Source organism: Syntrophus aciditrophicus SB (genome assembly GCF_000013405.1).
GTDB classification, from domain to species: domain Bacteria; phylum Desulfobacterota; class Syntrophia; order Syntrophales; family Syntrophaceae; genus Syntrophus; species Syntrophus aciditrophicus.
In genome coordinates this window covers 2,569,435-2,593,452 of record NC_007759.1, presented here as the reverse complement: position 1 = coordinate 2,593,452, position 24,018 = coordinate 2,569,435, and the positions used below count along the sequence as shown (strand labels likewise).

The following is a 24,018-nucleotide window of genomic DNA, read 5'->3' as shown; positions in this document are numbered from 1 at the left end:
TTAGTTGATGACTTCATTGCATATTTCGGGAAATTGTGCTCTTATAGCGTCCAACGCCCCGCCGTAAAATCCGGATGGGGCGCTCAAGTATCAGAAAGGGGCAGGTGTCGGAAAAAGGTGAGTTCCGCGGACGTGATTGAAAATTCCTGGATGTGGGTGGACAGCGAGGCCAAGGTGGAGGAAGCCAGAGAGGATCTGGACAGTTCTTCGCTGATCTCCCTGGATACGGAATATGATTCGATGCATTATTTCCGTGAGAAACTCTGCCTGGTTCAGGTCCGGGCCTCAAAGCGGACCTATGTCTTCGATCCTTTCAACGGCATCGACCTCCAGTTCCTCCGGCCTTACTTCGCCGACCCCCGCCTGCTCAAGGTGACCCACGCGGGGGACAACGACATCCGGATTCTGAAGCGCGACTATGGCTTCGAATTCCGGAATATCTTCGACACCCACCGGGCGGCGCATATGCTGGGTTCCCAGTATCTGGCCCTGTCGAGCATCATCGAGCAGTACCTGGGCGTTGAAATCGAGAAAACCAAAAAGATGCAGCGGTCGAAATGGGAGGCGCGGCCCCTGTCGGAAGGGCAGTTGCGGTACGCCGTGCAGGACACCGCTTATCTGGCCGATCTGTACCGGCATCTGAACGAGAAGCTGTCCCTGAAAGGGATGCAGGAGCGGGCCCGGAAGGTCTTTGAGAACGTGGCCGCCGTGAGCTGGCGGGAAAAGACGCTGGATCTGCTGGGGCATCGAAGAATCAGCGGCTATGCCTCTCTGACGGCGGATTCGAAAGGCCGCCTGAAAAAACTCTACCGCTGGCGTTTTCACAAAGCACGGCAGACCAACCGGGCGATGTTTCTCATTCTCCCGGATTCCGCTCTCCTTTCCCTGAGCGAGGGGAACTGGCAGTCCGTGGAGGAGCTGCGCTCGGCCGGCATTCTTTCCGAGGGGAAAACAGACCTGTATGGCAGCGAATTGATGAAAGTTCTCTGCGGCGAATGTTGATCTTCACGATGGAATCGGAATTCTGGAGATGCCGTGGCACAGGCATCTGCTCGGAGCTGTTCGAAATCTTCGTCATGCTTTTCCGATAGGCCGTCAATAGAGGGACAGCGCCCATTTTTGCCCTATTTCTGCAGACCTATGGCGAACCAGGGGACAAGCGGCAGGGTGAGTGACTGCAGGGAATCGCCTTCATAAAGGACCCGCTCCAGGTAGAGGCCGGAGGGCGGCGCCGTCAGGCGGGCGGGTTCCGGAGAATAACTCTTCAGCATTTGCCGGACATCCGAAATATCCAGTTTTTCCCGTCCCACCTCCACCATGACCCCCACCATCCGCCGAACCATCTTCCAGAGAAAGTGGGAACCGGTGACCCGGAAAAAAATCAGATCGCCTGAAGCGTGCAGTTCCGTGGCCTCGACCTTAACCCGGGTGGGGGCCTGCTTGTCCATCCGCTTGTCGGCAAAAGAAGAAAAATCATGAAAACCGGCGAAGAGCCGGCTTGCCGCCTGCATCTTTTTCAGTTCCAGGTGGTCCCGAATCCACCAGACGTAGCGTTTCCCGAAGGCGGTGCGGTGGCCGGAAATCACGTAGAGGTAGCTGCGCAGTTGGGCGGAGTGGCGGGCGTGAAAAAGGGGCGGGGCCTCTTCCACCCGCAGGATGTTGATGCTGGAAGGAAGGGCGTCGTTCAGGCCTTCCAGCAGTTTTCGCGGGGGCATCCTCCGGGTCGTCTCCAGGTGGGCCACCTGGGCCAGGGCATGGACGCCGGCGTCCGTTCGGCCTGCCCCCTGGATGTCCACCGGCCCTCCGAGCAGATCCTCGGCAACGCGGAGCAGGGTGCCCTGGATGCTTTTCGCGTTCTTCTGCATCTGCCAGCCGCTGTAGCCCGTGCCGTCATATTCCAGGGTGAGCCTGTATTTGACCGGGGAGACGTCCCCCCTGCCGGCCTTTTCACCGGCTTGAACTTTCTGCCGCGGCCTCTCCCCCTTTTCCTGCCGGAGCTTCATTCCCGGCCGTCTTTCTCCGGCTGACGGGCCTGTCTTCCTTTCCGGCTTCGTCATTCTTTTCTTGACGGTCTTCCTGTGCTGGTCCGCGTCGCTTCTGTCTTGCCGCATGGATATCCTTTCTGATCTGATCCGGAACTGGTATCAGGTGTCCTGATTTTCCGGTATAAGCCGCGCCGGATCAGGACGCGATCGGGGCTTTGCCTGAAAAGTGATTCATGATCTCCGACCGGGTCAGGACGGCGTCGACGCGGGGGACATGGGCTTCGATGTTGGCGCGGCCGCCTTCTTCCCGGTCGATCAGGGCAATCACCCTGTCGATGACCAGTCCGGCCTCCCGTGCGCGCTCGATGGCGGTGATCGTGGAGCCTCCCGTGGTGATGACGTCATCGAGAATGACGACCCGCTCGCCCGGCTGCACGTCACCTTCCAGGGCGCTCCTGGTCCCGTGCCCCTTGACATCCTTGCGGACGATGAAGGCCTTGATGGGCTTCCCCTTCTGCCAGGAGATGACGGCCAGGGCGTTGGCCAGCGGATCGGCTCCCAGGGTAAGCCCTCCGGCGGCTGTCACGTCCGCGTCGGCCAGCATATCCGCCAGCAGGCTGCCGATGAGGTTCATCCCTTCCGGATTCAGGGTCGTTGGCTTGCAGTTGAAATAGTAAGGGCTCGTTCTTCCCGAGGCCAGCGTAAAGGGCGGATCTTCACTGTATTTGAAGGATTTCTCCAGGATGATTTCAATGAGACGCTGCTTTCTGGCTTCCTGAGTTGTCATGATTTACCTCCTTGAATAAATTTACATCGGGCCGCATTCGACAGGATAGCGGGGCGTCCGGAAAAAGGGCGCATTCGCTGAGATAGTAAATCGAAGCGCCGATGCAGAAGATGATACAGTTATCAAAAAAATGCGACCTGATGTCGGATGTTAAAAACCCAATGTAATCCGGCTGGAGTTATTTCGAAAGTTCTCCGCCCGCGCTTCCGATGAGCTGTTCGACGACACGGACCGCTTCCACGCCGTCCCGGGCGTAAGCGGCGCCGATGGAATCCGCGTATGACCGGGTCACGACGGCGCCCCCGATCAGAAAGGGGCAGGTCAGGTCTGCCGATCGGGCCTGCTCGATGGTTGTTTTCATGGAGACCATCGTCGTGGTCATCAGGGCGGAAAGCCCCACCACGTCCGGGTTTTCCGTCCGGATCGTTTCGAGAATGGTTTCCACCGGGACGTCCTTGCCCAGATCGAGAACCCGGAAACCATGGTTTTTCAGCATGAGGACGACGATGTTCTTTCCGATGTCGTGGATGTCTCCCTGGACCGTTGCCATGACCACCGTTCCCCTGGCTTTTTCCGGGATGCCGCCGCTCTTCAGCCGGGGCTCCAGGATCGCCAGGGCCTTCTTCATCGTCTCGGCGCTGGCGATAAGCTGGGGGAGAAAATAGACCTTCCGGTCAAAAAGTTCTCCCACCTGGACAATGGCCGGGATGAGCAGGTCATCGACGATGCTCCGGGCCTCGAAACCGGCGCTCAGGGCGCCTTCAACCAGATCGCCGATATCGTCGCGGTTGCCTTCCAGCACGGCGGCGCGGACTTTTTCTTCCGGACCCGCGGGGGCCGGGGGCTGCATTGCCGATGTTCCCGCCGGCTTTTTCCCTTCGGCGGTTCCGGCGAAATGAGCGATGTAGGCGGAGGCCTGAGCGTCCCTTGCCGTCAGCACGTCCGCCGCCCGCTTGAGGGCCATGAGTTCCTCCATGGACGGGTTGGCGATGGCCATCGTCAGGCCGGAGAGCTGGGCCATAGCCAGAAAGGCGGCATTGAGCCATTTGCGTTCCGGCAGGCCGAAAGAGACGTTGGAAATGCCCAGGATCGTTTTCGCCTGGAAGCGGTCGGTGCACCAGGCGATTGTCTTCAGGGTTTCCGCCGGTGCGTTGGCATTCGTGGCGGCCGTCATGACCAGGCCGTCGACGACGATGTCTTCCTTCGTGAAGCCCAAGCGCCGGGCCTTGCCGTAGACCTCCCGGACAATGGCGATCCGCCGGTCGGCTGTTTCGGGAACCTCGCCGTCGGCCAGGGGCAGGAGGATGAACATCGCCCCGTAGCGGGCTGCCAGGGGAAGGAGCCGTTCGCATTTTTTCTTTTCCCCCGAGATGGAGTTGATCAGGGCGCGGCCGGGATAAAGGCGCAGGGCCGTCTCGATGGTTTCCACCTTCGAGGAGTCGATGACCAGCGGCAGTTCCGTCGCCGTGGCCAGCAGGGAAATCACTTCCCGGATCGTTTTGACTTCATCGAGGCCGGGAACCCCGACATTGACGTCCAGAAGGTCGGCCTTCTGCTGTTCCTGTTCCCGGGTCATCTGCCGGACGAGGGACATCTTTCCCGCCAGCAGCTCCTGCTGAAGGGCCTTCTTCCCCGTGGGATTGAGGCGTTCGCCGACGATGACCAGAGGTTCGTTCCGGGTCAGCAGACGGTAACTCCGGGCGGAACTGACGGCGCTTAGCGCGGCGCGGACGGGGGGACGCGGCGGGGCATTTTGCAGGGTCCCGGCCAGGGCCTGGATATGGTCAGGGGTTGTCCCGCAGCAGCCGCCCAGCAGGTTGACCCCGGCGGCGGCGAAGGCCGGACCGTGGGAGGCGAAGGTCTCGGCGTCCATGTCGAAGAAGGTCTCTTCCCCCTCGAGCCGGGGCAGTCCCGCGTTGGGCTTGGCGGCCAGGGGAACGGTGGCGTGGGGCTTCATGGCCTCGATGAAGGCCAGCATGGCCTCCGGACCGGTGGAGCAGTTGCAGCCCACGGCATCGGCGCCGAGGCTCTGCAGGGTGATCAGGGCCGTGGCGGGATCGGTTCCGTTGAGGGTGCGGCCGCCGTTTTCATAGGTGAGGGTGACGACTGTAAAGGCCGGGCAGGTTTCCTTGACGGCAATCAGGGCGGCGCGGGCCTCCTGGATGTCCATCATCGTTTCGATGACGAACAGATCGACGCCTCCCTCCAGCAGCCCCTGGATCTGTTCCTTGAAGGCGGAGACGGCCTCTTCGAAGGGGAGATCGCCGAAGGGTTCCACGAAATGGCCGGTCGGGCCGATGTCTCCGGCGACGAGGGCTTTCGGGCCGACGGCATGCCGGGCGAGCCGGGCCAGGTTCCGATTGATTTCCCGGACTTCCCGCGTCCCGTACTGGGCGAGTTTGTAACGGTTCGCCCCGAAGGTGCAGGTATAGACGATGTCTGAACCCGCCTGCCGGTAGGATCTGTGGATTTCCTTAATGATCTCCGGATGTTCCAGGCACCACAGTTCCGGGCAGACCCCGCCGGGCATGCCCCGTTTCTGCAGCTCCGTTCCCGTGGCGCCGTCGAGAACCAGGATCTTCTTCTTTAAAAGGCGGCGGATCGTTTCTTTGGACTTCATGAAGTTCCTTTCCAGAGTAGAGGTCGAATGGCTTGATCATGTCATCTTTTGAGGGTTTGTTTTTAGCCTGTAGGGTTAGGCCCTGTCAATAGCCTTTTGTCCATGTGAAGATGAGGAAAGGTTTTCAGAGAAAGATATTTTCTGAGCGAACGCCTCCGATGTGCCGCGGATTTTCCGGTAAGGGGATATTTCACAACGGCCCCGTCAACCGGCCGTCAAGGAAAGCAACCCCCTATGGATCCTGCCGCTTTTCGTTTTGAACCGTACCGCTGCGGAATATCGCTGGCAGGTGGTAAAGGGCGTTGATCCTCACGGAACCAACCAGAACAAATGGAGATACGCAAACTTGTATAGCATATTCAGATTTTGGCAATCTCCTGTTTTTATAGGGCGGATTTTCGGCCCAGCATTGGATTGACACCGCTGTCCGATATCTCTATATTTGTCCTTGGAAAACAGAAGGGGCAGATTTGGAAAACAGAAGGGGCAGATGTGGAAGTGTCAGTTGTCCAGATGGTTGAAAATTCGTTGCAGATGCCGCTCCATTCTTATTCTTCAGGGCAGGGTCGGTTCTGATCGTTGCCGGAGCGCCGGCGGGGATTGAATGGGGTGATCCCGTAGAATTTAAAAAAACACAAGGAGAAGAAAATGAAATCAGAGGTCTACAAAGAGATTTTAAGCATGGCGATAGGAAGGGAAATAGAGGCGGCGATTTTTTATCAGGACGTGTGCGACAAAACGGCGGACAGCAATCTGAAGACCATTTTTGGCAATCTGGCTGCTGAGGAACGTGGACACCGCGCATTGTTGGAAGGTTTTCTCGCCGATGAGTCGCGGATTATGAAGTTCCAGGCAGGCCAGAATTACAAAGTGTCCGAAACCGTTGAGAGGCCGAAACTCTCCATGGATATGAAGCCTGTTGATGCCATAGCACTGGCCATGAAAAAGGAAGAGGACGCCATGAACCTGTACCTCGGATTCTCTCAGGCCAGCGACGACGCGGAGCAGAAAAATATTTTTGACAAACTTGCGGCGATGGAACAATCCCACAAGGCAAAACTGGAAGATCTCTATACCAATATGGCCTTTCCCGAGGCCTGGTAGAAATCGATGTTCCCGCCCTGAAAAATGGTGTGGGCGGGGTCGGCCTTCACGGTGCGGTTTCCCTGATTCCCGTGAGGGCCGTTACGGATTTTTCGGGGACCAGCAGGCAGCTTTCCGTGAGTGCGACGCCGAAGCGGTCCAACTGCAGGAGGCGATAAAGAACGCGCTGATTCTCCAGAAGAAAATCGCCGTAGCCTGCGGAGTAGCGCCGGGGCAGGAGCATCCTGTTTTCCCTGCGGAGGATGCCGCGCAGATAGCTCATGATCCAGTCCAGTGCACCATCCGCCATCTCGCTGGCCGTGGCGTCCATCACGACGGCGCGGGTGACGTTGCGTCCGGCGGCGTCTTCCGCGATGGCCGCCATGATCGCCGGTCCCGCCGTCGCTCCCATGATCGCCGCTTCCTGGCAGCCGGCAAAAAATCGGGCAAGGTTGCGGCTTTCGAAAAGAATGTCATCGCCCAGGATGACGCGCTCGGGAGTGTGCTCACGAATCGGCAGGCGCAGGACCGTTCCCTGGAGATGGATCAGATCCCGTGCCTCTTCCATGTAGTTTTCGATTTCCGCGGCCTGCTGAGGGGAGATCCGCGTGGCGTCCCGCCGGTAGCCAAGCCGCTGGTAGATCGATTGCCGGGGCAGGTCGATCCGGATGGTCTCGAAGTCAAGCCGGGCGGCTGAGGGGCCGGAATAATCATTTTCAGCGGGCAAGACGGGACTCCTTATAATGTTCCAGGTTCGATGTTCGCTGTCCGGACTTTTGTGCGGACAAGTGAGCATTTAACGTTGAAGCTTTAACGTTTATCTCCGGTAGCCGATCCCGCGGATGCGCAGGGTGCGGTCCCGGAGCTCCGTTTCCGCCCCGAGAAAGGTTTCCACCAGCCAGAGCCGGGAATCGATGTGATCGGTCATCCGCGGAATCACGAAGGAGCTCTCTCCTTCGGCCAGGGCCGCGAAGGGGATGATCTGGTCCGCTGCGTGAACATCCAGAGTCGCGCCGGTCTGCAGGGTTTCCGTCATCATCCGGGCCACCTGCCTGCCGATGGTTTCCGAACTGCGGCGCGGCGCGCCCGCGCGGTCCGCACCCAGCAGACATTCCGTGTCGGTTTTCGCCCAGAGGGCGAGGGCAGCTCCCGCCTGGACCGCCGATTTTTCATAGACGGGGTTTCCCGCCGTATCGTAAAGGAGATCGATCCGGGCGTCATGCCCCTCGGCCTGCAGGGTTTTCCGGCATTCCTCCGCCATCCGTTCGGAGACCTGTCTCTCTTTCAACAGGGAGGACAGGGCGATTCCCCGGATTTCCAGCAGATTTCCCTGGGCTGTCAGGATCAGCGGCTTCAGCGGGCGCTTCAACGGCGTCACGTCGACGGTGATCTGGCCCTGCCCCTGGGGGACATAGCCGGGGCGCATAATGCGAAGATCGATCTGTGCGCCCATCCGCCTCAAAAGGGGGAGGAGGACGGTTTGCAGGGAGTAAACGGAAGGGGCGAAGTCCTGAAAGAGCCCGCCTGTAATCCGGAAAAGGGAAGGCCCGTCGGCAAACAGAGCCAGGGGGAGAACGCAAAGGACGAGCATCGTGGTGGAGCCGGCCGTGCCGATGTCCCAGTCATACCGGCCGCCGCGGATTGTCTGTCCGGGGAAGAACCGGATCTCTCCGGAGCTGATTGCCGCGCCTTCCAGCCGGCCGCGGCAGAGTTCCGCGATGGCCTCGATGCCCCGGAGATGCTGGGCTCTCAGACCCGGCTTCGGACGCCGTTTCGCCCGGATGTTCGTCAGATGCAGATCCCGCCCGGCCAGGGCGGACAGGGAAACGGCGTCCCGCACGATGGTTCCCGATCCAGATTTTTGGCTGCCGTCAATCTCGATCATCTTTCCCCGCCTTTTACGAAGTCCGCGCCGTTGCCGAATGGAGACTCGCCTTACGCCTCACACCTTACACCTCACACTGAAATCCACGCCGCTGCCGGATGGAAAATTTTTATCCCCGGTTTTTTCGGGCGAGGTGCTTCATGAGTCCGCCATCGGCGATCAATTCCTGCATGAAAGGGGGGATCGGCTGGATGGAAAGAGGCGTCTGTGCGCCTTCGAGAAGGATGACCCCGGAATCGCCGTCGACGGTTATGGTCTGGCCTTCGTCGACCCGGTCAAACAGTTCCGCCGATTCGAAAATGGGCAGTCCCATGTTGAAGGCGTTCCGATAGAAGATCCGGGCGAAGCTTTTCGCGATCACGCAGGATACGCCGGCGGCCTTGATGGCGATGGGGGCGTGCTCCCTCGATGAGCCGCAGCCGAAGTTCTCGCCGGCGACGATGATGTCGCCCGCGCTGACCTTTTTGGGGAAGTCGGGATCGGCGTCTTCCATGCAGTGGGCGGCGAGGGCCTGGGGATCGAAGGTGTTCAGATAACGGGCCGGGATGATGGCGTCCGTGTCGATGTTATCGCCGAATTTCCATACTTTTCCTGTAAATTTCATTCGCTTTATCCTTCAGAAGTCTTGGGTCTTTCCGGAAAAAACCGTCTCCTCCGGAAAGGGGAGACGGTTTTCTGGAAGACGGGAGAGTTTCATTTCAGTTCATCAGGGCCGGCAATTCTTCCCAGGACGGCGGAAGCGGCGGCTACGGCGGGATTGCTCAGATACACCTCGCTGCGGGGGTGCCCCATCCGGCCGACGAAATTCCGGTTGGTCGTCGCCAGGGCCCGTTCGCCGGCGGCGAGGATTCCCATATGCCCGCCCAGGCAGGGGCCGCAGGTCGGAGTGCTGATGGCCGCGTTGGCGTCAAGGAAGATGTCGAAGAGTCCTTCCTTCATGGCCATTCGATAGATTTCCTGAGTTGCCGGGATGACGATCAGCCGGACCCGGGGATCGGCCTTGCGTCCTTTCAGCACGGCGGCCGCTGCCCGCAGATCCTCGATCCGTCCGTTGGTGCAGGAGCCGATGACGACCTGATCGAGCGGGACCTGGCCCACCTCGCTGATCCCCTTCGTGTTGGAGGGCAGATGAGGGAAGGCGACCTGGGGTTCTATCCGGTTCACATCGATCTCGATGACCTGGGCGTAGGCGGCATCGGGGTCGGAGGCGTAAAAGGTGTAGGGGCGTTTTGCCCGGGGCTTCACATAAGCTTCCGTAATTTCATCGGGGGTGAAGATGCCGTTCTTGCCTCCCGCTTCGATGGCCATGTTGGCGATGGTAAAGCGGTCCGCCATGGTCAGGGAGGCGATCGTGTCGCCCGTAAATTCCATGGCCTTGTAAAGGGCGCCGTCCACGCCGATCTTACCGATGATGTAAAGGATAAGATCCTTGCCCGAGACCCACGGATTGAGCGTTCCGGAGAGGACGAACCTGATGGATTCCGGAACCTTGAACCAGACTTCGCCGGTCAGCATGGCCGCCGCCAGGTCCGTACTGCCCACACCTGTCGCGAAGGCCCCCAGGGCCCCGTAGGTGCAGGTGTGGCTGTCCGCCCCGATCACCAGGTCGCCCGGCAGGACGATGCCTTTTTCCGGCAGGAGGGCGTGTTCCACACCCACTTCCCCGACTTCGTAGTAATGGGTGATCTCCTGCTCCCGGGCAAAGTCGCGCATGATCTTGCACTGCGCGGCGGAATTGATGTCCTTGTTGGGGGTAAAATGGTCCGGAATGAGGACCACCTTGTCCCGGTCGAAGACCTTCTTTCCTCCCGCCTTGCGGAATTCGTCAATAGCCAGCGGAGCCGTGACGTCGTTTCCCAGGGCGATATCCACCTTCGCGTTGATCAGCATTCCGGGACGGACTTCGTCGAGGTCGGTATGCCGGCAAAGGATCTTTTCCGTAATGGTCATTCCCATGATTTTCCACTCCCATGAAAGGATTTTAATTCCAGTTCCAGATCAAAGATGACCGCAGGGCGGCGAACCGATAACGAAGCCAACGCGGAGCGCGCTTTGAAACGGGATTGGAACAGGCTTTTCTCGATATCGTAAAATGCGTATTAATTCAAGTTTAACGATGTTGCCTATTCGTATTCCGATTTGATCTTGCCGGCATCCCGCTTGAGGAACTCCAGGCGGTTCAGGGCGTTGATGTAGGCCCGGGCCGAAGCCACGATGACATCGAGGTCGGCGCCGTGCCCCACGACGGAGCGGCCGTTGAACTTGAGCTGCACGGTCACTTCGCCCTGAGCGTCCGTCCCGCCGGAGATGGCATTGACGACGTAGCGGAGCAGATCGTAGTTTGTGCCCGTGATTTTCCGGATCGCGTCAAAGGTGGCATCCACCGGACCGACACCGAAGCCGGCATCCTGGACGATTTCCCTGTCCACTTCCATCTGCATCGTGGCCGTGGGGATGGCGACGTTTCCGCTGACCACATTGAGGTAGATCAGCTTGTATTTGTCCTCTACCCGGTAAAGCTCTTCATAGACAATGGCTTCCAGGTCTTCGTCGAAGACGTTCTTTTTGGCGTCGGCCAGTTCCTTGAAGCGGACAAAAATCTTGTTCAGCTCCGTGTCGGACAGGTTGAACCCCAGTTTTTTCAGGTGCTCCGAAACGGCGTGACGACCGGAATGCTTGCCCAGAACGATGTGGGAGTCGGAAATGCCGACGGACTGAGGCGTCATGATCTCATAGGTGATTTTTTCCTTGATCAGGCCGTCCTGATGAATGCCGGATTCGTGGGCGAAGGCGTTCGCCCCGACGATAGCCTTGTTCGGCTGTACCGCGACGCCCGTGATCTGGGTCAGCAGACGGGAGGACTGATAAATGCTCTCCGTCTTGATGCCCGTATAAAAGCCGAAGAGATCTTTGCGCGTCCGGAGGGCCATGACCACTTCCTCCATGGCCGTGTTGCCCGCCCGCTCCCCGATGCCATTGATCGTGCATTCGACCTGCCGGGCGCCGTTGAGGATGGCGGACAGGGAATTGGCCACTGCCAGTCCGAGATCGTTGTGGCAGTGCACGGAGATGATCGCCTGGGAAATATTGGGAACGTTGGCACGAAGATAGGCGATCAGTTCGCCGAATTCCTGCGGAATGGCGTATCCCACCGTATCGGGGATGTTGACCGTCGATGCCCCGGCGGCAATGACCGCCTCCACCATTTCGCAGAGATAACCCCGATCCGTGCGGGTGGCGTCCATGGGGGAAAATTCCACGTTGGGCGTATAGCTCCGCGCCCTTTCGACGGCGGCGACGGCCTCCTTCAGGACCTGCTCCCGGGATTTCCGGAGCTGATATTTCAGATGGATGTCCGAGGAGGAGATGAAGGTGTGAATGCGCGGATTGGCCGCGTCCCGAATCGCTTCCCAAGCCCGGTCGATATCGGCGTTGTTGGCCCTGGCCAGACCGGCAATCTGGGCGCCGCGGATCTCCTGGGCGATCTGCTGGACCGAAAGGAAATCGCCTTCGGAAGCGATGGGGAAGCCGGCTTCGATGATATCGACCCCCATCTTTTCGAGCTGGCGGGCGATCCGGAGTTTTTCCGCGGGGTTCATGCTCGAACCGGGTGATTGTTCCCCATCCCGGAGCGTCGTATCAAAAATATAAATTCTTTTCTCTGGTGAATCCATAAAGGCTCCTTTCCTGGATAAAAAAAGGCCATGAGCTTTCCGCCCATGGCCTTTCAGTTTTTCTTTTTTTTCTTCGTTTACGGTTGACCTGAAAAGACCGGGCGATGGAAAGCAAGGCACAGAAGGGCGAGGCCCAGAAGCAACAGGCTGTCTAACAGGATATCGGCCCTTTCTCTATTTGCCACGGAAGTCAGATCCTTTCTAAAAACGTTTCTCTCCTTAAAATAAAAAGCGGAGCTTGTCAAGCCCTGATTTTCCTTATTTTTCCAGAACGTACCGGCTGATCAGGTCGCCCACTTCCTTGGTCCCCATGCCCATCTTTCCGGCGTCCATGGAGGTGAGATCGTTCCGGATGGCCTTCTGCACCGACGTTTCGATGCACTGGGCCGCCTCCTCCTGACCGAGAAAATCCAGCATCATGGCGCCGGCCATGATGGCGGCCAGGGGATTGATGACGTTCCTGCCCGTGTATTTGGGCGCGGAGCCGCCGATGGGCTCGAACATGGAGACGCCCTCGGGATTGATGTTGCCGCCGGCGGCAACGCCCATGCCGCCCTGGATCATGGCGCCCAGATCGGTGATGATGTCGCCGAACATGTTGTCCGTGACAATGACGTCGAACCATTCGGGATTCTTGACCATCCACATGCAGGTGGCGTCCACGTGGGCGTAATCCGTCGCGATGTCGGGATAGTCCTTCGCGACTTCATAGAAGGTTCGTTCCCAGAGATCGAAGGCGAAGGTCAGGACGTTGGTTTTGCCGCACAGGGTCAGTTTCTTTCCCTTGTTTCGTTTTCGGGTGATGTCGAAGGCGAAGCGGATGCAGCGCTCCACACCCTTGCGTGTATTGATGGATTCCTGGATGGCCACTTCATCGGCGGTTCCCCTTTTAAGGACGCCGCCCGCGCCGGCATAGAGCCCTTCGGTGTTTTCCCGGACGACCACGAAATCGATTTCCTCCGGTCCCTTGTTTTTCAGAGGCGTATCGACGCCTTCATAAAGTTTCACGGGGCGCAGATTGATGTACTGATCCAGTTCAAAGCGGGCCCTCAACAGGATGCCCTTTTCGAGGATGCCCGGTGCTACTTCGGGATGACCGATCGCGCCGAGAAAGATGGCCTTATGCTGTTTCAGTTCCCGGATCACGCTGTCCGGAAGGGTTTCGCCTGTCCGCTTGTAGCGTTCCCCGCCCAGGTCGTAGGTGGTATATTTCAGGCCGAAGCCGTATCGACTGGCCGCGGCATTGAGCACTTTGATGCCTTCCGCAACGACTTCCGGCCCTGTTCCGTCACCGGGAATCACACCGACATGAAATTCTGTCCCCATGGAATCCTCCTGCATTTTTTTCTGAATTCGTTAATAGGCTTACCGTCCGATGTCAAGGAAATTCTCAGTTAAGGGGTGATTAAAATGATCATGGATAAAGCAGGGGGTAGCGGTGAAAGACGGTTTTTGAAGCGTGACTGGCTGGGAACGGTTTCTGTCGATTGCCCGGAGGGGCATGCTGAATCCAGGAAGGAAGCTCTGAGGGTGGCGGTAATCCGGCGATTGCCGTTGCCCGCAAATGGCAGGCAACGGCAACGATATCGCCATTAATGGGGGATAAACACGACGAACCCTTGCGGAACCGATTCCAAAGGCATCCGCGACTTCCGGGCAACGCCGACACCATAACAAGGATGAAGCGCTGATTCAGGAAAACACCGGGAAATACCGTCTATAAAGAAAGAACTGGACATCTGAACCGGTCTTCACCATGTTCGGGGCAATTCCGGGAGTCTGAACTTTTCAGGATGTCCGGTTTGGGGAAGACTCAAGGGGAATGGAATCCTGCCCGCATGGACCGGGACCTCAAAAGGTTGTCTGCTCCTGTTTTACGCCACGGCCTCCATGGATGCGGGGGACAGTTCCGGGCTGTTCAAGCTGCACTTCGTGATCGAATAATCGAGTTGAAGTTCAAGCCACATTCTGGGGGATACATCGAAAAATTCACCTAAGCGAAGAGCGATGTCTGCTGAAATAGCCCGTCGATCATCGATGATTCCATTGATTTTTTCCGGAGAAACGTCAATGTTGCGAGCCAGGTCGCTGACACTCAGCCCATTGGGCAACATGTATTTTTCATACAGTATTTTCCCGGGTGAAGTCAGAGTTAATGATTGATCTTTCATATCTACCTCCTGATTCATAGTGACACTCTAAAATTTTAATAACACAGGCAAGTTCGTTTTCCCCTTTAAGATGGACTTGCCATCGAATGCGGATCTGAATGCTGCTTCGTTCTTCCTGGTGCCTTTCAGCGGATAAGGTCAATTGCCGGGAGGTTGCCTGATGTCTTGCAGATGACGATCATGATGCAGATGATCAAGTTTCCTTTTTTTCGTGCAACAGCCTCAAAACGTCGAACGGTACGATCTGTGATGAATTCTTTACCGCACACGCACTTGCTTATTACTTTGAAGCTATAATGTAAAGCTTTTTTTTTACATTATAGCTTTATTGTAAAGATTTTTTATCTTCCGCTGGTTTTGAACGTTTTCATGCGGATCTGAAATAAAAAACCTTTTTCTTCCACAACCGGATGTGATAAGAGAACCCCCTCTTCAACAGGGGAAACCGCAGTTTTTTTTCGCGAAGTTCAGGCCGAATTCCGATTTTTATCCTGCTTCAGATTAATTCAATTTTTTATCGTTTCCTCGAGATTCCCGTCTCAAGCCTGTGCTTTTCCGGGTCTTCCGGCTTTTCCGGCAGGTGGGGAGTTTTCGACGATTTTTTGGCCGGGGACAGGTTTTTCCCGTAAAAAATGATTAAGGAGTTTATGTGTCTTCCGTTGGTGAACTGATTGACGCGTATTGTCTGCGCTGTAAACTGACCCTGTCCCACGTCGTCCTTTTCGAGATGGGAGGGGTGATCCAGAAGGTCAAATGCAGAACCTGCGGCGCCGAGCACAAGTATCGGGGGCCGAAACCGGAAATGAAACCCGGCGCCGCGCGACTGAGAGGGGCGAAGGTCGGTCGGAGGGTGTCGGCTTCCCCGTCCGCAAAGTCCGAACAAAGGAAGCCGACGCTTCAGGAATGGACAAGGAAATGTGAAAAAATCAAGGATGAGGGGGATATCCGGGCTTATGATCTCCAGAAATCCTTTCAGGCCGGTGACGTGATCCGTCATCCGACCTTCGGGATCGGATTTGTGGAAAGGCTTCTTTCCGAGACCCGGATGGATGTCCTTTTCGAGGACGCCCTGCGGCGCATGGCGATGAATACGAAAGCGCCCTGAACTTTATCCTTTCAGTTTCTTGACCAGAGTGGCGACCCGCTTGCCCAGCTTGGCCCCGTTGGCCCGGGCTGCCGCATCGGGTTCTCCCACGCAGGAAACGCCGTAATGTCCCGTGGCATCCATGGGATCGCCCACCACAATCATCCCGTAGATCATCAGGGCCTGAAGCAGAGACATCAGGGTCGTTTCCTTGCCGCCGGAGAGGTCTCCCGAAGTGGCGAAGGCGGCGCCGATCTTGTCGGCCATCTTCGGGCGTACGGAGACGAAGGAATCCAGCAGGGCCTTCATGTCCGCCGCCATCCCGCCGAAATAAACGGGGGAGCCGGCAATGACGCCATCGGAATTGAGGAAGTCTTCCTTCGTGACCTCGGAGATGGGCTTCAGCAGACATTTGACCGGATCAACTTCGGAAACGCCCTGGGCTATCGCTTCCGCCAGCAATTTTGTGTGTCCCGTCCGGGAATAATACATTACCAGTACCTGCATTCTGACACCTCCTGTTGATAAAATGAGATTCTATTCAGCGTTCAAAGTTCAATGTTCTAAGTTTTTCGCCTGGAAATCCTGACCTGAAACGTAGAACATAGAATCTTGAACCTTAAAAATTGAACCTTCTCTGCCTCTGCCTTGCCGCCTGAGCATCAGCTTTGATCAAGAGCCGGGAGCAGTTCCAGAACGGCTGCGGTCATGGCGGCAACTCCGGTCGAAATCGTCGGTTCCGGGAGAGGAGCCATGTAAGGACTGTGAAGGGGAGGGCTTTCTCCCTGGGGATCCGCCATTCCCAGTCCGAAATAGCAGAGAGGAATTCCCGCCTGCCCGAAACAGGAGAAATCCTCCGAGGCCGTCATTGCCGGCACTTCAGCGACCCGGGAACGGCCGAAAGTCCGGCGGAACCGGCGGACGAGTCTGCGGGTGAGCCGAGGATCGTTGTAGAGGACCGGCGTGGATGATCTGACTGACAGTCGGGGAAGCTGATCCTCGGGGATGCCGCCCGTCCTGGCGATGCCCTCGGCGATCCGTTTCAGGGCGGAAATCATCCGCTCATGCTGTTCGCGGCTGAACGCGCGGAGGCTGATCTGGAGAGTGGCCGTTTCCGGAATGACGTTGTCCCGGTTTCCCGCATGAAAAGAGGATACGGTGAGCACCGCCGGTTCCATCGGATCGGTTTCCCGGCTGACCACCGTCTGAAACGCGAGGATCATCTGGGCAGCCAGAACGACGGGGTCCCGCGTCTCATGAGGCCGGGCGGCATGTCCTCCTTTCCCGTACACGGTCAGCTCGAGAGTTGTCGAGCCGGCGAACCAGAAACCTTCGTGATAAAGAACGGCGCCTGCCGGCCCGGGGAGAACATGGAGGCCAAGAGCGAAATCGGGACGGGGAAAGCGGATGAAAAGGCCGTCGGCGATCATGGCCGCCGCGCCGGCGGCGTTTTCCTCGGCAGGCTGAGCGACCAGAAGCAGGGTTCCCTGCCAGCAATTGCGGAATCGCGCCAGCAGCCGTGCCGCCCCAATCAGGACGGTCATGTGGACATCGTGGCCGCAGGCATGCATCACGCCGACCTCCTGCCCTGATTCCATCAGGGTCCTGACCCGGCTGGCGTAAGGGAGACCGGTTTTCTCCTCAATCGGCAGGGCGTCCATGTCCGCCCGGACCATGACGACCGGACCGGGACCGTTTTCCAGCATCCCCACCACCCCGTTACCGCCGATGCCCGGCGTAGCCCGGAAACCTGCCTGCTCCATCTCCACGGTCATCCGCCTGGACGTTTTCTCTTCCCTTCCGGAAAGTTCCGGATGGCGGTGGAGATCCTGATAGAGACTTTCAAGATAAGGATAGTCCTTTTCCTGAATCGCGGAAAGCGTTTTCAACGGGTCATGAGATTCGGGCTTTGTGAGTTTGCCGGGGGACATGAGGCTCCTTTCCGTGATCTTAGCTTCAGATCCATGCCAGTTGGCGCATTGCGCCAATGATCAGGTAGATGCCGAGACCCGCTACAAAAATTCCAAAGGCCAGTTTCAAATGCGGACCGGAAAGATGATTCGCCAGGATGGCGCCCAGCCAGCTTCCCAGAAACAGGGCGGCAGCGACAATCAACGCGGCTTTGAGATTGACCTGTCCGTAACGGTAATAGGTCAGAACGGCGGCCAGTCCCACCGGGGGAAGGAGGATCGCCAGACTCGTGCCGACGGCCGTATGCAGCGGAAATCCAGCCAGGTAAACGAGGGCGGGAACGATAAGCACTCCGCCGCCGATGCCGAACAGACCGGCGGCGATTCCGGCGATGAAGCCGATGAGCAGCAGAAGGGCGGGAGAGGGCGGAAGCATGAAAACTCCTTCGTGTTCCCGGTATGATGGGCGGACGGATGATCGATGGGCCGCATCCGATACAACGCCTTTCATGCCGGGGCGGGGAAGCGGTTCGACGGTAAAAGAACGACAGGGATAACCGATAGAATTAATTAATAAATTGGTGAATATCCTGCCACAGGATGTCGTCTGTGTCAAACAAAAACAGCGGGAATCCTCATGAACCCGCCCTCGATGCCGGCAGGAAAGCGACTTGAAGACGGTCCGGAGCAGGCGAAGAGCGGGCTGCTTCCGTAAGGTTCACTGAAGCAGCCCGCTGAACGCCGGACATCCGAACATCCGCAGAAGGAGACAAGATTTTCCCCCCGTCTTACGGAAGCGCCAGCAGCGGTGCGACGATCCGCCGGAACGCTTCCGCGGCTTCCGTGTTCTTGTGGTGGAAGATAAAGGGTTCTCCCGCGTCGGACGATTCCACGATCTGGGGATCCAGGGGGATTCGCCCCAGGAAGGGCACATTCATCCGTTTGGCCATTTCTTCGCCGCCGCCCTGTTTGAACAGGTCGATCACCTGTGAACAGTGCGGACAGACCAGGCCGCTCATGTTTTCGACAACGCCCAGGACGGGGATGTTCAACTGCCGGCAGAACGTCACGGATTTGCTGACATCGATCGTCGAGACATCCTGAGGCGTCGTCACCACCACCGCGCCGTCCGCTTCCGGGATCAGGTTGGCGACGGTGAGCGGTTCGTCTCCCGTGCCGGGGGGGAAATCGATGACGAGATAGTCCAGGTCGCCCCACTCCACATCGCCAAGGAGCTGCTTGATCGCGCCGATCTTCAACGGCCCGCGCCAGATCACCGCGTCCTCCGGACGGTTCAGCAGAAATCCCAGGGACATGACCTTCATCCCGCCTTCAATGGCAATGGGAAGCATCGTCCCGTGGTCGGTCACTTCCGGCCTTCTTCCCTCCAGATGAAGGAGCGTGGGGATGCTCGGGCCATGAAAATCCACATCGAGAAGGCCCACACGCTTTCCTTCGAGGGACAGGGCAATCGCCAGATTGACGGCGACAGTGCTCTTTCCGACCCCGCCTTTTCCCGATAGAACGAGGATTTTGTGCGCGATGCGCTGCAGGTTTTTCTTCAATTTCTCATCTTCGAGGGAGGCTGAGGGGGCCTTGGGCGGCTGACCTCCCGCCATCGAGCAACCTCCGCCTTCCGGTGAATTGCCTGAATTGCACGAACTGCATGATCCCATAATGTTTTCTCCTTTTTCGTTTTATTGCGATATGATGATTACATGCTTATGTTTATCCTGACTGGATAAGCGCCTACTCATTACCATATCGGGTACCGGAGTTTCCACCGAAGAAATGGCGGTCATGTGCGATCCCGATAAAAAAATTCCATTTTTCTCATGAGAAGGTTGATATCCTGCGCCCAGTCTGGTTTATTGCGACGGGTCGAAAAAAACAAAAAAGGAATCAGGGGGTCGTTATGGCAAAGCATTCCCATCGTTTTGTGGAGACGTATGACGGTTTTGTGGGTTATGGCCTGGACCGGCAGACCGACGAGAATACCGTCCAGTTCTATCTGCAGAAATTATCCGATGACGAGTTGATGAAAGTCATTCTGAAACGGATGAGCGATGAAGATCTGACGGAAATCTTTGATGTCGCGGGTAAAGTGCTGAAAAAATACCTGTCCGAGCCGGAATACCATCGATTCTTTCTCAAAGAGGAAGAAGGATAAATTCCGGAAGTTTCATGTTCTGATGAGGACATCGAGTTTTCCCACCTGATCCATTGTCCGGGACGGATGGGGTTGGAAAAGATGATTGGGGCGTATCCTGATCCGGCCGGATCGCCAGCCGTATCAGAAGATATGAACGGCGGACGACTTGAATGAAATGTATACATCCTTGTCGACATCCAGCTCCAGGTCAATCGCCGAGCCCTTGGTGACGAGCGACTTGAAAACCACGTCATGGACGCGGACATGCACCTCGTAGAGGAAACCCTGGTCGATGATACCGCTTACAATGCCGGTAAAAGAATTGCGCATGCTCGACTCCAGCGGCTTCAGGCTGATTACGATGTCTTCGGGCCTGATGGCTATGTGCCCCGTGGAATTGGTGTTTGGAGGAGGAACTTCTATAGCGAGCGTGTCAATTATGGCTGTCGATCCATTGAACTCTGTTGGAAAGACGTTCTTCATGCCCACGAAGTTGGCCACAAAAGAGGATGAAGGTTTCTGGAAAATATCCCGGATTGTTCCGGTCTGAACAATGGCGCCGTTATTCATTATTGCTGCCTTGGTAGCGAGAGTCAGCGCTTCTGAAAAGTCGTGCGTCACCATGAAAAACGTGATTCGTGAACCCCGGTGAATCTGTTTGAGCAGCAGCCTGATTTCCTCCCTGAAGTTCTGGTCAAGGGCTGAAAGAGGTTCATCCAGCAGGATGACCCGAGGCTCCACCATGAGGGCACGCGCCAGTGCAACCCTCTGCAACTCGCCGCCGCTGAGAGTTTCCGGATAGCGGCGGAGCAGGTGGCCGATGCCGAGGTCATCCACGAGCTGCCTGAGCAGTTTCTCCGAAGTTCCTTTGCGTTTTTGATAGCGCAGCCCGTAAGTAATGTTGCGCGTGATGGTCAGATGGGGAAACAGGGCATAATCCTGATACATGATGCCGACGCCCCTTTGCTCCGGAGGCAAGCGGCTCACGTCACAGCCGCCGATGGCGATAGATCCGTCGATGATGGGTACGAGTCCGGCAATGGCTTCCAGCAGGACGGTTTTTCCGGCGCCGGTGGGGCCCATGAGCACGAAAAATTCCCCCTCATCTATGGAGAGATCGATGTCTTTCAGGCGGAATTCGCCAAGGTGTACTTTAAGTCCTTTGATGTCGATCATGATGCCTTTTTCTGCGGAAGAGCGAGCACTCTGAGGACAAGGAACAGCGAAAGGCATACGAGAACAAGCCACACCGCTACAGGTTGAGAGTACTGGAGTCCGTATCCCTCGTACCGTTCGTAGATGAGCACCGGAGCGATCATGGGATGATAGGCTACCACAACGACGGCTCCGAACTCGCTGATGGATCGTGCGCAGCACATGATCAGTCCCACCAGAACACTCCGCCATGCAAGGGGGAAGGTAATTCGGATAAAGGTGCTCCACATGGAGGCGCCGAGGCTCCGGGAAACGTTTTCCAGTCTGGGGGAGATGGCCTCGAAGCCGGATTTGAGGGCGTTGATGTAGAAGGGCATGCCCACAAAGGTGAGAACGGTTATGATGCCTGTCGTACTGCCCATGATCCTGATTCCGAGTTCCTGCATGAAATGGCCAAGCCAGTGGTTCCTTCCCGCCACACTCAGAATCGCAATACCGACCACGGGATGGGGAATGACGATAGGCAGATCGATGATGCTTTCGATGAAATGTTTACCCCTGAATTGTGATCGGGCGAGCACATAGGCCAGCGGCGTTCCGACGATAAAAGATATCCCGGCTGCCGACATGGCCGTATAGATGCTCAGCCAGATGGAGCGTATGACATTCTTGTCCCGGAGCGTTTCCTTGAGCATGGTTCCGGAAGGGGCCGTCAGCAGTTCGACGAGCGGCAGGAGAATAAAGGCGAGCACCATGATGCCGCACGAAATCGAAACCCAATAGAACGGTCCCTTCCTCACCATAACGTTCTTCCTGTCAATCCTTTACCTCTACCAGCTTCTGCAGCTTTTCCGGCAGTGTGGATTTCATCTTCTGGGTGGGCACCCGGCAGGGAATGAAGGGCGGCTGTCCCTGGTCTTTCAGAATTTTCAATCCGCCTTTGGGGTTGAGCATATATTCGAGAAAGGCAACCGCCGCCTCCTGGTTCGGGGCATTCTTGATCAGCGTGATCCCGTAGGTGGTCGACGCTCCCTTCATTTCCATATATTCGCCCGGTTTTTTCCCTGTCACTTTGACAACGGCCTGGGAATAGTACGGGTCTTCCTTGTAATTTCCCAGATTGATCTTGTCCGGAAGCGAAACATATTTGAGGTTATGCTGAACGGCAACGGAACGATATTCCCAAGCATAGTCCATGTTCCCAGTCTGGAGCAGGGATACCAGTTCAACCGACTTGGGCCGGATATTCTCCACAGGCCGATTCGCGAGAATTTTTTCGTACAAACCCGGTTTCTTGTAATATTTTTCGGCCAGCTGGAGCACCATCAGGGCCCGGTATCCGCAGGGATCGAGATTCGGATCGGAGTGACCCCAGACCACGCCTTTCCTCTGCAGGATGTTGTACCAGTTCTTTGCATTCACTTCCTTCGCGAATTTGCTCTTGTCTGTGTAGCAGAGAACGAGCTCGTTGGTGGCAAAACGGATATTCCAGTCGGCATGCTTGGGGATCAGAAGCTTGTCAATGACCTTGAAGTCAGCGGATGCCATGATATCGCACGGTTTGTTCAGGTCGGTCACCTTCCTGGCCGCCGCCTGACTGCCACTGGCCTCGCGCTGGAGGTCCACGCCGGGATATCTGGCCTCGAATTCCTTCTCCATGGCTTCGAAGGGCATGGTCAGGCTTCCCGCGTGAAACATGACAACGGTTCCTTTCGGTTCGGCAAAGGCCTGGGGCAGTGAAAGGAACGCGAAAGCAGCCAGGATCAGAAAAAACGCAAAAACCCGTTTAACAAATGATTTTTCCATGATTCATTCCTCCTTATGAAAAATTTAACCTGCTTTTAACAGGTCATTCAATAAGCCGATCATGCACATAGGAAATCACAGGCACACATTTAATGAGAAGGTCGGCGGCATGACCCGTCTAAACTCATGTCCGGTTGACTCTTATACTTTTTACCGTTTGCCGCAATTGCTGTTTTGCCGTCCCTGATTTCCTTTTCTTACAAAGAGTAAGAAATAATCACAAAATATTCCAAAAATAATAAATCACTTATTTAATTACGAAAATTAATGATGTCCATTCGTGATGGAATGTGGGAAGAAAGGATTTTCAGTAAATAGGATGCAATTATGCGACTGTATTTTTATTGGGAGATCGCGATATTGCGCACATCAGGAAGGCAACGGCTCCTGCAGGGATTGGCGCCTGCACACAGAATAAGCGTTGTTTTGGATACTTTTTAAGGAAACAGGTGATATGTTATCGCTATGGATAATGTAATCAGGCCTTTTATCAGATCGAAGAAAGGACTTTTTCCGCAATGACCTGAAAGATGCGGCCCGCTTCGGAATTCGGAGACGAAATCATCAGAGGCACACCGGAGTCTCCGCTTCTCCCGATATCCGGATCGAGAGGAAGCCGGGCAAGCAAAGGAAGCCCGAATTCCCTGCTTAATTTTTCACCCCCGCCCCGGCCGAAAATCTCAATCGGTTTTTCGGAGCGCCTGTCGAAGAAATAAGACATGTTTTCCACAAGGCCGATCATGTTTATCTCGAATTTTTTGAACAAATTAATGGCCCTGCGGACATCGGCCAGGGCGACTTCCTGTGGCGTTGTCACCATAAGGACGGCAGCGGTGGGAATGGATTGAGCGATCGTGATGGAAGGATCTCCGGTTCCAGGAGGGAGATCCACAAACCCAGATAATCCAGATCGCCCCACATAACCTCGCCCAGCAATTGCTTGATGGCCCTGGAAACCAGAGGGCCGCGCCAGACAATGGACTGGCCCTCTGCGGTGAGCATGCCCAATGACATAATCCTGAGTCCGAACTTTTCAATAGGAAGAATCATCTGATTTTCCCATTCAGGGGAATCATCGATGGCCAGCATGATCGGAATGCTTGGGCCATAAACATCCGCATCGAGCAGGCCGACCCGGTTGCCCTTTCGAGCCAGGGCCAGGGCGACATTTACGGCGATAGTTGTTTTTCCCACCCCGCCTTTGCCGCTGGCAACAGCCAGGACATGGCGCACTTTGTCCAGGCCGACCAGAGGATGTTTCGGGAACAATGAATGCAGTTCTTCCCGGTTCAGCGTCGTCAACTCGACATCGACCCCGGCGATCCCGGGCAAGGCCATAAGCACGCGCTTGATCTCAGCCACGATGGCATCTTTTTTAGGGCACTTCACCGTGGTAAGGGCAAGGGTCAGGCTGACCCGATCCTTTTTCACGCAGACATCCCGAATCATTCCCAGGTCCAGCAGACTCTTTTTCAGCTCGGGATCCAGGATGAGTTTGAGGACCTCTCGAACCTTCTGCTCATCGATCATGACAACGACCTTCCTTGCAATGTTTTGTTTTCAATTCTGCATTCATCGCCGAAATCTTTTCCGTGTTAATGACCTTTGATTTATGACAGCCTTTTTTGCCTCGCTGCATGGCTGTTTCCTTGTAAACCATGCAACCCGTTGCGGATCTTCCTGTTGCAATCGAAGAAATCAAAACC

25 protein-coding genes are annotated in these 24,018 nt (G+C 56.5%); 6 read left to right on the top strand and 19 right to left on the bottom strand.

Annotated elements, in window-relative coordinates:
- Positions 1 to 117: 117 nt before the first annotated feature.
- Positions 118 to 1,002, top strand: a complete 885-nt coding sequence (locus SYN_RS12205) for a ribonuclease D (protein ID WP_041585086.1) — start codon at positions 118 to 120, stop codon at positions 1,000 to 1,002.
- A gap of 122 nt (positions 1,003 to 1,124) precedes the next feature.
- Here SYN_RS12205 and truA read toward each other — a convergent pair whose 3' ends face one another.
- The 3 genes from truA to SYN_RS12190 all read right to left on the bottom strand — a co-directional run bounded on the left by truA (position 1,125) and on the right by SYN_RS12190 (position 5,392).
- Entirely contained in the window at positions 1,125 to 2,111 is a 987-nt protein-coding gene (gene truA / locus SYN_RS12200) for a tRNA pseudouridine(38-40) synthase TruA (RefSeq protein WP_011418477.1), read from the bottom strand.
- Positions 2,112 to 2,181: 70 nt separating this feature from the next.
- A complete protein-coding gene (gene pyrE, locus SYN_RS12195; RefSeq protein ID WP_011418476.1) occupies positions 2,182 to 2,772 on the bottom strand; it encodes an orotate phosphoribosyltransferase in 591 nt (196 codons plus the stop codon).
- A gap of 178 nt (positions 2,773 to 2,950) precedes the next feature.
- A complete protein-coding gene (locus SYN_RS12190) occupies positions 2,951 to 5,392 on the bottom strand; it encodes a homocysteine S-methyltransferase family protein (protein ID WP_011418475.1) in 2,442 nt (813 codons plus the stop codon).
- A 648-nt stretch (positions 5,393 to 6,040) separates the two neighbouring features.
- On the opposite strand from SYN_RS12190, the gene SYN_RS12180 reads away from it, so the two are divergent.
- On the top strand, positions 6,041 to 6,496 hold the full coding sequence (locus tag SYN_RS12180) for a ferritin-like domain-containing protein (protein ID WP_011418473.1): 456 nt from the start codon (positions 6,041 to 6,043) through the stop codon (positions 6,494 to 6,496).
- Positions 6,497 to 6,542: 46 nt separating this feature from the next.
- Here SYN_RS12180 and SYN_RS15440 read toward each other — a convergent pair whose 3' ends face one another.
- The 6 genes from SYN_RS15440 to SYN_RS12150 all read right to left on the bottom strand — a co-directional run bounded on the left by SYN_RS15440 (position 6,543) and on the right by SYN_RS12150 (position 13,360).
- Positions 6,543 to 7,202 carry a hypothetical protein gene (locus tag SYN_RS15440; RefSeq protein ID WP_049749991.1) on the bottom strand — a complete coding sequence of 220 codons (660 nt, stop codon included), beginning with the start codon at positions 7,200 to 7,202 and terminating at the stop codon, positions 6,543 to 6,545.
- 90 nt (positions 7,203 to 7,292) lie between these two features.
- Positions 7,293 to 8,360 (bottom strand): RNA 3'-terminal phosphate cyclase, encoded by a 1,068-nt coding sequence (gene rtcA, locus SYN_RS12170; RefSeq protein ID WP_011418471.1) that lies wholly within the window; start codon positions 8,358 to 8,360, stop codon positions 7,293 to 7,295.
- A gap of 109 nt (positions 8,361 to 8,469) precedes the next feature.
- Positions 8,470 to 8,964 (bottom strand): 3-isopropylmalate dehydratase small subunit, encoded by a 495-nt coding sequence (locus SYN_RS12165; protein ID WP_011418470.1) that lies wholly within the window; start codon positions 8,962 to 8,964, stop codon positions 8,470 to 8,472.
- A gap of 89 nt (positions 8,965 to 9,053) precedes the next feature.
- The gene (gene leuC / locus SYN_RS12160; protein WP_011418469.1) at positions 9,054 to 10,316 is read right to left on the bottom strand and encodes a 3-isopropylmalate dehydratase large subunit; all 1,263 of its coding nucleotides are present in this window, start codon (positions 10,314 to 10,316) and stop codon (positions 9,054 to 9,056) included.
- Between the two features lie 167 nt (positions 10,317 to 10,483).
- Positions 10,484 to 12,034, bottom strand: coding sequence for a 2-isopropylmalate synthase (locus tag SYN_RS12155; RefSeq protein ID WP_011418468.1), 1,551 nt, complete (start codon positions 12,032 to 12,034; stop codon positions 10,484 to 10,486).
- 258 nt (positions 12,035 to 12,292) lie between these two features.
- Entirely contained in the window at positions 12,293 to 13,360 is a 1,068-nt protein-coding gene (locus SYN_RS12150; protein ID WP_041585084.1) for a 3-isopropylmalate dehydrogenase, read from the bottom strand.
- An 84-nt stretch (positions 13,361 to 13,444) separates the two neighbouring features.
- On the opposite strand from SYN_RS12150, the gene SYN_RS12145 reads away from it, so the two are divergent.
- Complete coding sequence (locus SYN_RS12145) at positions 13,445 to 13,630, top strand: hypothetical protein (RefSeq protein WP_041585083.1); 186 nt, start codon at positions 13,445 to 13,447, stop codon at positions 13,628 to 13,630.
- Positions 13,631 to 13,908: 278 nt separating this feature from the next.
- Here the strand turns inward: SYN_RS12145 and SYN_RS12140 are convergent, their stop codons facing one another.
- The gene (locus SYN_RS12140) at positions 13,909 to 14,205 is read right to left on the bottom strand and encodes a HigA family addiction module antitoxin (protein WP_041585082.1); all 297 of its coding nucleotides are present in this window, start codon (positions 14,203 to 14,205) and stop codon (positions 13,909 to 13,911) included.
- Positions 14,206 to 14,854: 649 nt separating this feature from the next.
- Here SYN_RS12140 and SYN_RS12135 point away from each other — a divergent pair.
- On the top strand, positions 14,855 to 15,310 hold the full coding sequence (locus SYN_RS12135) for a hypothetical protein (protein WP_011418463.1): 456 nt from the start codon (positions 14,855 to 14,857) through the stop codon (positions 15,308 to 15,310).
- A 3-nt stretch (positions 15,311 to 15,313) separates the two neighbouring features.
- On the opposite strand, the gene SYN_RS12130 is transcribed toward SYN_RS12135, so the two are convergent.
- The 3 genes from SYN_RS12130 to SYN_RS12120 form a co-directional block, all read right to left on the bottom strand.
- Positions 15,314 to 15,796 carry a flavodoxin family protein gene (locus tag SYN_RS12130; RefSeq protein WP_011418462.1) on the bottom strand — a complete coding sequence of 161 codons (483 nt, stop codon included), beginning with the start codon at positions 15,794 to 15,796 and terminating at the stop codon, positions 15,314 to 15,316.
- A 155-nt stretch (positions 15,797 to 15,951) separates the two neighbouring features.
- Entirely contained in the window at positions 15,952 to 17,220 is a 1,269-nt protein-coding gene (locus SYN_RS12125; RefSeq protein ID WP_148202574.1) for an amidohydrolase, read from the bottom strand.
- 25 nt (positions 17,221 to 17,245) lie between these two features.
- Positions 17,246 to 17,635 (bottom strand): sulfite exporter TauE/SafE family protein, encoded by a 390-nt coding sequence (locus tag SYN_RS12120; protein ID WP_041585081.1) that lies wholly within the window; start codon positions 17,633 to 17,635, stop codon positions 17,246 to 17,248.
- Between SYN_RS12120 and SYN_RS16840 the strand changes: the two genes are divergently transcribed.
- Positions 17,634 to 17,756, top strand: coding sequence for a hypothetical protein (locus SYN_RS16840; RefSeq protein WP_258165138.1), 123 nt, complete (start codon positions 17,634 to 17,636; stop codon positions 17,754 to 17,756). The genes SYN_RS12120 and SYN_RS16840 overlap by 2 nt on opposite strands.
- A gap of 231 nt (positions 17,757 to 17,987) precedes the next feature.
- Here the strand turns inward: SYN_RS16840 and SYN_RS12115 are convergent, their stop codons facing one another.
- Positions 17,988 to 18,875: an Mrp/NBP35 family ATP-binding protein gene (locus SYN_RS12115; protein WP_011418459.1), complete on the bottom strand. Its 888-nt coding sequence runs from the start codon at positions 18,873 to 18,875 to the stop codon at positions 17,988 to 17,990.
- Between the two features lie 239 nt (positions 18,876 to 19,114).
- Here SYN_RS12115 and SYN_RS12110 point away from each other — a divergent pair, with 239 nt between their 5' ends.
- Positions 19,115 to 19,369 carry a hypothetical protein gene (locus SYN_RS12110; protein ID WP_011418458.1) on the top strand — a complete coding sequence of 85 codons (255 nt, stop codon included), beginning with the start codon at positions 19,115 to 19,117 and terminating at the stop codon, positions 19,367 to 19,369.
- A 123-nt stretch (positions 19,370 to 19,492) separates the two neighbouring features.
- On the opposite strand, the gene SYN_RS12105 is transcribed toward SYN_RS12110, so the two are convergent.
- From SYN_RS12105 to SYN_RS12090, 5 genes are all read right to left on the bottom strand, one after another.
- On the bottom strand, positions 19,493 to 20,527 hold the full coding sequence (locus SYN_RS12105) for an ABC transporter ATP-binding protein (RefSeq protein ID WP_041585080.1): 1,035 nt from the start codon (positions 20,525 to 20,527) through the stop codon (positions 19,493 to 19,495).
- A complete protein-coding gene (locus SYN_RS16120; RefSeq protein ID WP_041585079.1) occupies positions 20,524 to 21,309 on the bottom strand; it encodes an ABC transporter permease in 786 nt (261 codons plus the stop codon). The genes SYN_RS12105 and SYN_RS16120 overlap by 4 nt, the downstream gene beginning before the upstream one ends.
- A 13-nt stretch (positions 21,310 to 21,322) precedes the next feature.
- Positions 21,323 to 22,312 (bottom strand): tungstate ABC transporter substrate-binding protein WtpA, encoded by a 990-nt coding sequence (wtpA, locus tag SYN_RS12095; protein WP_011418456.1) that lies wholly within the window; start codon positions 22,310 to 22,312, stop codon positions 21,323 to 21,325.
- Positions 22,313 to 22,802: 490 nt separating this feature from the next.
- Positions 22,803 to 23,204, bottom strand: a complete 402-nt coding sequence (locus SYN_RS16835) for a P-loop NTPase (protein WP_158302976.1) — start codon at positions 23,202 to 23,204, stop codon at positions 22,803 to 22,805.
- On the bottom strand, positions 23,126 to 23,842 hold the full coding sequence (locus SYN_RS12090; RefSeq protein WP_011418454.1) for a P-loop NTPase: 717 nt from the start codon (positions 23,840 to 23,842) through the stop codon (positions 23,126 to 23,128). The genes SYN_RS16835 and SYN_RS12090 overlap by 79 nt, the downstream gene beginning before the upstream one ends.
- Positions 23,843 to 24,018 lie beyond the last annotated feature (176 nt).